This window comes from Streptomyces sp. Inha503 (assembly GCF_047215865.1).
In the GTDB taxonomy this organism is placed as follows: Bacteria; Actinomycetota; Actinomycetes; order Streptomycetales; family Streptomycetaceae; genus Streptomyces; species Streptomyces lycopersici.
Genome location: NZ_CP178360.1, coordinates 4,876,235 through 4,888,032, shown reverse-complemented (window position 1 = coordinate 4,888,032; position 11,798 = coordinate 4,876,235). Strand labels below are relative to the sequence as shown.

General features: G+C 73.9%; 1 protein-coding gene. It reads left to right on the top strand.

Features of this window, described 5'->3' with window-relative positions:
* Nucleotides 1-66 precede the first annotated feature (66 nt).
* Complete coding sequence (locus ACJX2R_RS20450; RefSeq protein ID WP_413101304.1) at nucleotides 67-11,766, top strand: type I polyketide synthase; 11,700 nt, start codon at nucleotides 67-69, stop codon at nucleotides 11,764-11,766.
* Nucleotides 11,767-11,798 lie beyond the last annotated feature (32 nt).

Genomic DNA, 11,798 nt, shown 5'->3' with positions numbered 1-11,798 from the left:
CAGCCGTGACCGTAGCCGGCGTGAAGTGACAAGGCCTTCCGGATTCCTCGAGAGGGAAACGCACGTATGAATGAGGAAAAGCTCCGCTACTTTCTCAAGCGGGTGACCGCCGACCTGCATGAGACCCGGCGCCGCCTCCAGGAGGTGGAGTCGGAGGACCAGGAGCCCATCGCGATCGTCGGCATGAGCTGCCGCTACCCGGGCGGGGTCGCCTCGCCCGAGGATCTGTGGCGGCTGGTGTCCGAGGGCGGGGACGGCATTTCCGAGTTCCCCACCGACCGCGGCTGGGACATCGGGCGGCTCTTCGACGACAACCCGGACGGCGCGGGCACGAGCTATGTCCGGGAGGGCGGTTTCCTCCACGACGCCAACTACTTCGACCCGGCGTTCTTCGGCATCAATCCGCGCGAGGCCCTGGCGATGGACCCCCAGCAGCGGCTGCTGCTGGAGACCACCTGGGAGGTGTTCGAGCGGGCGGGCATCGACGCCACCTCCGTGCGCGGCACCCGTACCGGTGTCTTCGCGGGCGTCATGTACCACGACTACGCCTCGCGGCTGCGCGCCGTGCCGCCCGGTGTCGAGGGCTACCTCGGCACCGGCGGCTCCAGCAGCATCGCCTCCGGCCGGGTGGCGTACACCTTCGGCCTGGAGGGCCCGGCGCTGACCGTCGACACGGCGTGTTCCTCGTCGCTGGTGACCCTGCACCTGGCCATGCAGGCGCTGCGCAACGGCGAGTGCTCACTGGCGCTCGCGGGTGGTGTCACCGTGATGTCGACACCCGGCACGTTCACCGAGTTCAGCCGCCAGCGCGGGCTGTCCTTCGACGGCCGCTGCAAGTCCTTCGCGGCGTCCGCCGACGGCACCGGCTGGTCCGAGGGCGCGGGCATGCTGCTGGTCGAGCGGCTGTCGGACGCCCGCCGCAACGGCCACAAGGTGCTGGCCGTCGTCCGCGGCTCGGCGATCAACCAGGACGGCGCGTCCAACGGTCTGACCGCGCCCAACGGCCCGTCCCAGCAGCGCGTCATCCGCCAGGCGCTCGCCAGCGCCCGGCTGACGGCCGACCAGATCGACGTGGTCGAGGCGCACGGCACGGGCACCACGCTGGGCGACCCGATCGAGGCGCAGGCGCTGCTCGCCACGTACGGCAAGGAGAAGCCCGCCGAACGGCCGCTGCTGCTCGGCTCCATCAAGTCCAACGTCGGCCACACCCAGGCCGCCGCCGGTGTCGCCGGGATCATCAAGATGGTCAAGGCGATCGAGCACGGCTATGTGCCCAAGTCCCTGCACATCGACGAGCCGTCGCCGCATATCGACTGGTCGGCCGGGGCCGTCTCGCTGCTGACCGAGGGCCGGCCGTGGCCGGAGACCGGCCGTCCGCGCCGCGCCGCCGTGTCGTCGTTCGGCATCAGCGGCACCAACGCCCACCTGATCATCGAGCAGCCCCCGGCGGAGGACCCCGAGGGCGAGGAAGCCGCGGAGACCCCCGCCCAAGGGACGGCGGCGCCTTCAGAGCAGACGGTGGCCCCCGCCGAGGAGACGGCGGTACAGGCGGAGGGGACGCCGGCCGCGCCCCGCACCCTCCCCCTCCTGCCGTGGCTGGTCTCCGGCAGGGGCGAGGCCGCGCTGCGCGCTCAGGCCGCCCGGCTCCACGCCTACGTGGCCGAGCGCCCCGAGCTCGACCCGGTGTCCCTCGGCCACTCCCTGGCCACCACCCGCGCCGCCCTGGAGAACCGCGCCGCCGTCATCGCCGGTGACCGCGCCACCTTCCTCGACCGCCTCGCCGCGCTCGCCTCCGGCGAGCCCGCCGCCGGGGTGGTCCAGGGCGTGGAGACCCGGGGCAAGCTGGCGTTCCTCTTCACCGGCCAGGGCAGCCAGCGCCTCGGCATGGGCCGCGAGCTCTACGAGACCTACCCGGCGTTCGCCGAGGCGCTGGACGCGGTGTGCGCCGCGCTCGATCCGCGCCTCGAACGGCCGCTGAAGGACGTGCTGTTCGGGGACGACGCCACCGCGCTGGACCGGACCGGCTTCACCCAGCCCGCGCTGTTCGCCATCGAGGTGGCCCTCTTCCGCCTCGTCGAGTCCTGGGGCCTGAAGCCGGACGTGGTCTCCGGCCACTCCATCGGCGAGATCGCCGCCGCGCATGTCGCGGGGGTGCTCTCGCTCGACGCCGCCGCCCTGCTGGTGGCGGCCCGGGGCCGCCTCATGCAGCGGCTCCCGGGCGGCGGCGCGATGATCGCCGTCCAGGCGTCCGAGGACGAGGTGGCGCCGCTGCTGACCGAGCGCGTGTCGATGGCCGCGCTCAACGGCCCGACGTCGGTGGTCATCGCGGGCGACGAGGACGCGGCTCTGGATATCGCCGCGTCGTTCGAGGCGCAGGGCCGTAAGACCAAGCGGCTCACCGTCAGCCACGCGTTCCACTCGCCGCTGATGGACCCGATGCTGGAGCCGTTCCGCAAGGTCGCGGAGAGCCTGACGTACGAGGCCCCGAAGATCCCGGTGGTCTCCAACCTCACCGGCGGCATCGCGCCCGCCAAGGAGATCGCCACCGCCGACTTCTGGGTCCGCCATGTCCGCGAGGCCGTGCGCTTCCTCGACGGCATGCGCGCGATGGAGGCCCACGGCGTCACCACCTACCTCGAACTCGGCCCGGACGGTGTGCTGTCCGCGCTCGGCCAGGAGTGTCTGGCGGGCGAGTCCGAGCACGTGGCGTTCGCCACCGCCCTGCGGTCCGGCCGCCCAGAGGCCGAGACCCTGACCACCGCCCTGGCCACCCTGCACACCCGGGGCACGGCCCCCGACTGGGCGGCGTACTACGCGGGCACCGGCGCCGAGCGCGTCGAGCTGCCCACGTACGCCTTCCAGCGCGAGCACTACTGGCTGGACGCGGGCACCGCCTACGGCGACGTCTCCTCCGTCGGCCTCGGCACCGCCGACCATCCGCTGCTCGGCACGGCCGTTTCCCTGGCCGACGCGGAGGGCTTCCTGTTCACCGGGCGGCTCGCGCTGGACACCCATCCGTGGCTGGCCGACCACGCCGTCATGGGCACGGTGCTGCTGCCCGGCACCGCGTTCGTGGAACTGGCCGTACGCGCCGGTGAGCAGGCCGGATGCGATCTGGTCGAGGAGCTCACCCTGGAGGCCCCGCTGATCCTGTCCGAGCGGGGCGGGGTCCAGCTCCAGATCGCCGTGGGCGCCGAGGACGACACCGGCCGCCGCACCCTCGCCCTCCACTCCCGCCCCGACGACGCCGGAGACGACGAGCCGTGGCTGCGCCACGCCACCGGCGCCTTGGCGGCGGGCACGGTGGAGAGTTCGTTCGACCTGAGCGCCTGGCCACCCGCCGGGGCGGAGCGCATCGAGACCGACGGCCTGTACGAGGGCCTGGCCGAGGCGGGCTTCGGCTACGGCCCGGTCTTCCAGGGCCTGCGCGCCGCCTGGCGCGCCGACGGCGAGGTCTACGCCGAGGTCGCCCTCCCCGAGGACACCGAACCCGGCGCCGCCCTCTTCGGACTCCACCCGGCCCTGCTGGACGCCGTCCTGCACACCATCGGCCTCAGCGACCTGACCGAGAACCCGGGCCAGGGCGGACTGCCCTTCTCCTGGACCGGCGTCCGCATCCACTCGGTGGGCGCCGACGCGGTACGCGTCCGCCTGTCACCGGCCGGAAACGGCACGGTGTCCCTCCAACTCGCGGACGTGACGGGCGCCCCCGTAGCCACGGTGGACCGCCTCGCCCTCCGCACGGTCTCCCAGGACCAGCTGACGGCCCCGGGCACCGCGCCCGACGCCCTGTTCAGGGTGGACTGGACCTCCGTCCCGGCAACGTCCGAGTCGGTGCCCGAGGACAACTGGACGACGATAGGCCCCAACACCCCCTACCCGGACCTGTCGGCCCTGGCCAGGGCCATCGATTCCGGCACCCCGCCGCCGGAGTACGTAGTGGTGCCCCTGAACCAAGCCGGTCCGGCAAATCAAGCCCGTCCGGCGCTTGAGGACCGGGGTCCAGGGGCAGAGCCCTGCCACGCGGCGGAGCCGCATATCGATGCTGCGGGAAGGGGCGGGATTGGGGAAAACCCCCCCGAAGCCGCACACCAAGCAACAACCCAAGCCCTCACCCTGCTCCAGCAGTGGCTGGCCGACGACCGCTTCACGGACTCCCGACTGGTCATCCTCACCTCCGCCGCCGACCTGGCCCACGCCGCCGTCCGCGGCCTGGTCCGCTCCGCCCAGTCGGAGAACCCGGACCGCATCATCCTGGTGGACACCGACACCCACCCGGACGCCCGCGAAGCCCTGCCCACCGCCCTCGCATCCGGCGAGCAGGAACTCGCGGTACGCGAAGGCACGGTCAAGACCCCGCGCCTGGCCCGCACCACCACGCCAACGGAGAACCAAGCACCCGATTGGAACCCGGACGGCACGGTCCTGCTCACGGGCGCGTCCGGCACCCTGGGCGCCCTGTTCGCCCGCCATTTGGTGGCCGAGCGCGGCGTACGCCACCTGCTCCTGGTGAGTCGCCGTGGCGACCAGGCCCCCGGTGCGCAAGAACTGACCACGGAACTGACCCGGCTGGGCGCCAACGTGCGCTGGTCGGCCTGCGACGTGGCGGACCGCACAGCCCTGGCAGAAACCCTGGCCACCATCCCCACCGACCGCCCCCTCACCGCCGTGCTCCACACCGCGGGCGTCCTGGACGACGGCGTCATCGCGTCCCTCACCCCCGACCGGCTCACCACCGTCCTCCGCCCCAAGGCGGACGCGGCCTGGAACCTGCACGAGCTGACCCAGGACGCGGACCTCTCCGCGTTCATCCTGTTCAGCTCGGCCGCAGGCGTCTTCGGCGGCGCCGGACAGGGCAACTACGCCGCGGCCAACGCCTTCCTGGACGCCCTGGCCGAGCACCGCCGCGCGGGCGGCCTGCCCGCCACCTCCCTCGCGTGGGGCCTGTGGGCCGAGCCCGGCGGCATGGCCGGAGACCTGGACGAGGCGGAACTCGCCCGCCTCCAGCGCGGTGGCATCGCCGCCATCACCGCCGACCAGGGCCGAGAGCTGTTCGAGCTGGCGAACGCCACGGACAGCGCGCTGCTGGTCCCCATGCCCCTCGACCTGGCCGCCCTCCGGGCACAGGCGAGCGCCGGAATGCTGCCGCCGCTCTTCCGCGGACTCGTCCGCGTCCCGCCCCGCCGCGCGGCCCAATCCGCCGCCGCCGCGAAGGACGGCGCGCTCGCCCAGCAGCTGGCCGGGGCGGCGTCCGACGCCGAGGCCGAGGCCATCGTCCTCGGCTTGGTCCGTACGCAGGTGGCGGCCGTGCTCGGCTACGCCGGGCCCGAAGCGGTCGATCCCCAGCGCGCGTTCAGCGAGGTCGGCTTCGACTCGCTCACCGCCGTGGAGCTGCGCAACCGCCTGACCGCCGTCAGCGGTGTCCGGCTCCCCGCCACGCTGATCTTCGACTACCCGACCCCCGCCGCCCTCGCCGCGTATCTGCGGGCCGAGGCCCAGGGCAGCCAGGAGGACGCGGCCGCGCCCGTGGCCGCCGCCACCGCACACGACGACGACCCGATCGCGATCGTGGCGATGAGCTGCCGGTTCCCCGGCGGGGTGACCTCGCCCGAGGACCTGTGGAAGTTGGTCACCGATGGCGCGGACGCCATCACCGACATGCCCACCGACCGCGGCTGGGACATCGAGTCGCTCTACGACGACGACCCCGACCAGCAGGGCACCAGCTACGCCCGCAACGGCGGGTTCCTGCACGACGCCCACCACTTCGACCCCGTCTTCTTCGGGATCAGCCCGCGCGAAGCCCTCGCCATGGACCCGCAGCAGCGGCTGCTGCTGGAGACCACCTGGGAGGCGTTCGAGCGCGCGGGCATCGACCCGGCGACCGTGCGCGGCAGCCGGACCGGTGTGTACACGGGCGTCATGTACAACGACTACGGCACCCTCCTGCACCGCGCCCCCGACGGCCTCGAGGGCTACATGGGCACCGCCAGCTCCGGCAGCGTCGCCTCGGGCCGGGTGTCGTACACCTTCGGTCTGGAGGGCCCGGCGGTCACCGTCGACACGGCGTGCTCGTCGTCGCTGGTCACCCTGCACATGGCGGTGCAGGCGCTGCGCAGCGGCGAATGCTCACTCGCCCTCGCGGGCGGTGTCACCGTGATGGCCACCCCCGGCACCTTCGTGGCCTTCAGCAAGCAGCGCGGCCTCGCGACCGACGGCCGCTGCAAGCCCTTCGCCGCGGCCGCCGACGGTACGGCCTGGGGCGAGGGCGTGGGCATGCTGCTGGTGGAGCGGCTGTCGGACGCGAAGAAGAACGGCCACCCCGTCCTTGCCATCGTGCGTGGCTCGGCGATCAACCAGGACGGCGCGTCCAACGGTCTGACGGCGCCCAACGGCCCGTCCCAGCAGCGCGTCATCCGGCAGGCCCTCGCCAACGCCCGGCTGTCTCCTGCCGAGGTGGACGTCGTGGAAGCACACGGCACCGGTACGACGCTGGGCGACCCGATCGAGGCGCAGGCGCTGCTCGCCACCTACGGCCAGGAGCACACCGAGGACCAGCCGCTCTGGCTGGGCTCGGTGAAGTCCAACTTCGGCCACACGCAGGCCGCGGCCGGTGTCGCCGGGATCATCAAGATGGTCAAGGCCATCGAGCACGGCGTGCTGCCGAGGACCCTGCACGTGGACGAGCCGTCCCCGCACGTGGACTGGACGGCGGGCGCGGTGTCGCTGCTCACCGAGCAGACCGAGTGGCCGGAGACCGGCCGTCCGCGCCGGGCCGCGGTGTCCTCGTTCGGCATCAGCGGCACCAACGCGCACACCATCATCGAGCAGGCCCCGGCGGAGAAGCCCGAGGCCGCCACCGCGTCCGAGCCCCGCGCGCTCCCGTGGATCCTGTCCGGCAGGAGCGAGACGGCGCTGAGCGCCCAGGCCGAGCGGCTGCTGGCCCACCTCGACGCCAACTCCGACGCCAACCTCGACGCCCACCCGTCCCTGCGCCCGGCCGACGTCGGCTACTCGCTGGCCACCACCCGCGCCGTCCACGACCAGCGCGCGGTGCTGGTCGGCACGGACCGCGAGGACTTCACCCGCGCCCTGACCGCGCTCGCCCGGGGCGAGGCGGCGGCCCAGCTGGTGCAGGGCACCGGGACGGCCGGCAAGACGACGTTCGTGTTCCCGGGGCAGGGGTCGCAGTGGGCCGGTATGGCGGTGGGGCTGATGGACGCCTCGCCCGCCTTCGCGTCCCGTATCCACGAATGTGCCGCCGCCCTCGCGGAGTTCACCGACTGGTCGCTGGTCGATGTGTTGCGCGGTGCCAAGGGTGCGCCGTCGCTGGAGCGCGTGGATGTCGTCCAGCCGGTGCTGTTCGCGGTGATGGTGTCCCTCGCCGAGCTGTGGCGCTCGTTCGGGGTCCGGCCGTCCGCCGTGGTCGGCCACTCCCAGGGCGAGATCGCGGCGGCGTGTGTGGCCGGAATCCTGTCGCTGAAGGACGCGGCCCGTGTGGTGGCGCTGCGCAGCCAGGCGATCGGCCGGGTGCTCGCGGGCAAGGGCGGCATGGTGTCGGTGGCCCTCCCGGTGGCGGACGTACGGGAGCGCATTGCCCCCTGGGGCGAGGAGCGGATCTCCGTCGCGGCCGTCAACGGCCCCTCCTCGGCGGTGGTCTCGGGCGAGCCCGAGGCGCTGGATGAGCTGGTGGCCGCGTGTGAGGCGGATGAGGTGCGGGCGCGGCGGGTGCCGGTGGACTACGCCTCGCACTCCGCGCAGGTCGATCTGCTCCGCGAGGAACTCCTGGAGTTGCTGGCGCCCGTACAGCCGAAGAACGCCCAGGTGCCGTTCCTGTCGACGGTGACGGGGGAGTGGGTCGACGGTCCGGAGCTGGACGCCGAGTACTGGTTCACCAATCTCCGTCGCACGGTTGAGCTGGAGAGTGCCGTCCGCCGTCTGCTGGACGAGGGCTTCGGTGCCTTCATCGAGTCCAGCGCGCACCCCGTCCTCACCATGGGTGTGCAGGAGACCGCCGAGGACGCGGGCCGTGAGGCCGCCGCGATCGGCTCGCTGCGCCGTGACGAGGGTGGTCTTGACCGCTTCCACATCTCGCTGGGTGAGGCGTGGACGCGTGGTGTGGCCGTGGACTGGGAGGCGGTGTACGAGGGGACGGGCGCGGTCCGCGTCGAGCTGCCCACGTACGCCTTCCAGCACGAGCGCTACTGGATCGAGGTGCCGCTCTCGGTGGGCGACGTCGCCTCCGCCGGTCTCGGCGCCGCCGGGCATCCGCTGCTGGGCGCCGCCGTCGAACTGCCGGACTCCGACGGCTTCCTGCTCACCGGGCGGCTCTCCCTCCAGACCCACCCCTGGCTCGCCGACCACGCCGTGTCCGGCACCGTGCTGCTGCCGGGGACGGCCTTCGTGGAGCTGGCGATCCGCGCCGGTGACCAGGTCGGCTGCGATCTGCTGGAGGAGCTGACCCTGGAGGCGCCGCTGATCCTGCCCGCCCGGGGCGGGGTCCAGCTGCGGCTGACCGTCGGCGCGCCCGACGCGAGTGGCCGCCGGGCGCTGGATGTCTACTCCCGCCCGGAGCCGGACGCGGACCGGGGTGACGCCCCGGACGGGCCCTGGATCCGCCACGCCGGCGGCGTCCTGGCCTCCGGCGACGCGGCCGACAGCGGGGCGGACCTGTCCGTCGGAGCGGACCTGTCCGTATGGCCGCCCGCGGAGGCCGTCGCGCTCGACGTGGACGGCCTCTACGAGCGGTTCGCGGCGGGCGGTTTCGGCTACGGCCCGGCGTTCCAGGGCCTGACGGCCGCCTGGCGGCGCGGCGAGGAGGTCTTCGCCGAGCTGCGCCTGGACCAGCGGCAGCACCGCGACGCCGCGCTGTTCGGGCTGCATCCGGCGCTGCTGGACGCCGCGCTGCACGGGGTCGCGCTCGGTGAGTTCCTGGGCGCCGGGGCCGACGGCATCCGGCTGCCGTTCTCCTGGAGCGGGGTCACCCTCCACGCGGCGGGCGCCACGGCGCTGCGCGTACGGATCGCCCCGGCCGGTCCTGAGGCGGTGGCGCTGACTGTCGCGGACGAGAACGGTGGCGCGGTCGCGTCGGTGGACTCCCTGGTGTTGCGGCGCATCGCGCCGGAGCAGCTGCGCGCGGCCCAGGTGACCTACCACGACTCGCTGTTCCGGCTGGAGTGGGCGCCGGTGCCATCGCCCTCGGCGGCCCCCGGGCCCGTCCGCTGGGCCCTGGTCGGTGAGCAGGCCGCCGCGAACGGCCAGGACGCCTTCGGCCTCGTCGACGCGCTGGAGTCCATCGGCGCCGAGTGCGCCGTCTTCCCCGATCTGACCGAGCTCGCGGCCGTGGTGGCCTCGGGCAGCCCCCGGCCGGATGTCGTCCTGCTCCCGCTCACCGGCCCCGCCGGTGGCGGCCAGCTGGCGGAGGGCGCGCGGCTGGCCACCCACGCGGCGCTGGACACCGCGCAGTCGTGGCTCGCGGAGGAGGGCCTGGCCGGGGCGCGGCTGGCGTTCGTCACCCGGAGCGCGGTCGCCACGTCCCCGGACGCCGAGGTGTCCGACCTGCCGCACGCGCCCGTATGGGGGCTGATCCGCACCGCGCAGACCGAGAACCCGGACCGGTTCCTGCTGCTCGACCTGGACGACGAGGGGGCCTCGGCGGACGCGCTCATGGCGGCCGCGGCCGGTATCGAGCCGCAGCTCGCGGTCCGCGCGGGCGCCCTCCACGCGCCCCGGCTGGCCCGGGTCGCGACTCAGGAGGAGGACCAGAAGGCTGAGGAGCTGCCGGAGTTCGACCCGGACGGCACCGTCCTGATCACCGGCGCCACCGGTGTCCTCGGCGGACAGCTCGCCCGCCATCTGGTGGCCGAGCGCGGTGTGCGGCATCTGCTGCTCAACAGCCGCCGCGGCCAGCGCGCCCAGGGGATGCCCGAGCTGGTCGACGAACTGACCGCGCTGGGCGCCCAGGTGAGCGTCGCGGCCTGCGACGTGGCCGACCGCGAGGCGCTGTCGCTGCTGCTGGCCGAGGTGGACCCGGCGCATCCGCTCGCCGCCGTCGTTCACACCGCCGGAGTGCTGGACGACGGGCTGCTGCCCGCGCTCACCCCGGAGCGGATCGACGCGGTCTTCCGCCCGAAGGTGGACGCGGCGCTCAATCTGCACGAGCTGACCCTGGACCTGGGCCTGAAGGCGTTCGTGGTGTTCTCGTCCGCCGCCGGTACCTTCGGCGCGCCGGGCCAGGCCAACTACGCGGCCGCCAACACCTTCCTGGACGCCTTCGCCGCGCACCGCCGCTCCGCCGGGCTGCCCGCGCTCTCGCTGGCCTGGGGCCTGTGGGAGCAGCGCAGCGCGATGACCGGCGGTATGGCGGACGCGGACGTGGCCCGTATGGAGCGCTCCGGGATGGCCCCGCTGACCTCGCGGGACGGTCTGGAGCTGTTCGACACGGCGTGTTCGGTGGGCGGTGAGGCGGTGCTCGTACCGCTGCACCTGGACATCGCGCCGCTGCGCGAGCAGGCCGCCGAGGGCGCGCTGCCCGCCGTCTTCCGCGGGCTGGTCCGGACCCCGGCCCGGCGCCGTACCGTCTCCGCCGGGACGGCCGACACCGGCGGCCCCTCGCTGGCGCGGCGGCTGGCCGGGCTGGCCGAGGCGGAGCGCGAACAGGCCGTGCTGGACCTGGTCCGCGGCCAGGCCGCCGCGGTCCTCGGCTTCGCGGACGCGGAGGCGGTGGGGGCGGCGCGGGGCTTCCTGGAGCAGGGCTTCGACTCGCTGACCGCCGTTGAGCTGCGCAACCGGCTGGGCGCCGCGAGCGGGCTGCGGCTGCCCCCGACGCTGCTGTTCGACCACCCGACGCCCGAGCTGGTCGCCCGGCAGCTGCTCGCCCAGCTGGCCGGGGCGGTGGCCGCAGAAGGTGGCGCGGTGTCGGACGCGGCGCGGGACGAGGCGGCGGGCGCGGAGCCGTCGGCCGTCTTCGGCGCGATGATGCGGGAGGCCGGACAGTCCGGTCAGCAGGAGGAGTTCACCCGCCTGCTGATGGACCTCTCCCGCTTCCGGCCCTCGTTCGGATCCGCCGCCGAGCTGGACAAGTCGCCCGCGCTGGTGCGGCTCGCGCGCGGTGAGACCGGGCCCGCGCTGGTGTGCTTCTCCTCGATCCTGTCGATCGGCGGCCCGCACCAGTACGCCCGCTTCGCCGCCGGATTCCGCGGCCACCGCGACGTCCTCGCCCTGGGCAACCCCGGCTTCGTCGCCGGCGAGCGGCTTCCGGCCAACCCGGAGGCGGTGGTCGAGGCGCAGGCCGAGGCGGTGCTGCGGGAGACCGACGGCGCGCCGTTCGTACTGCTGGGCCACTCCTCGGGCGGGCTCCTCGCCCATGAGGTGGCCGCGCGGCTGGAGAGCACCGGGGTCTTCCCGGACGCGGTCGTCCTGCTCGACATCTACTCCCACGACCGTGACGCGGCCGTCGCCCTCCAGCCCGGTCTGAGCGCCGGGATGGAGGAGCGGAGCGCGGGCCAGGTGCCGGTGGACGACACCCGACTGCTGGCCATGGGCGCGTACTTCCGGCTGTTCGGGGAGTGGCGGCCCAAGGAGGTCAAGACGCCAACCCTCCTGGTCCGCGCCGGCGACCGGCTCTTCGACTGGTCCCGCGACGGCGACTGGCGCTCGTACTGGCAGCTCCCGCACACCGCGCTCGATGTGCCGGGGAACCACTTCACGATGATGGAGGAGCACGCCGCGACGACGGCCCGTGCCGTGGAGGACTGGCTGTCCTGACGGACGGACGGCCTGTTGCCACCTCCAGGGGT

Coding starts and splice junctions, on each gene's coding strand:
- ACJX2R_RS20450 (WP_413101304.1), top strand. CDS start 67: ATGAATGAGGAAAAGCTCCGCTACTTTCTCAAGCGGGTGACCGCCGAC.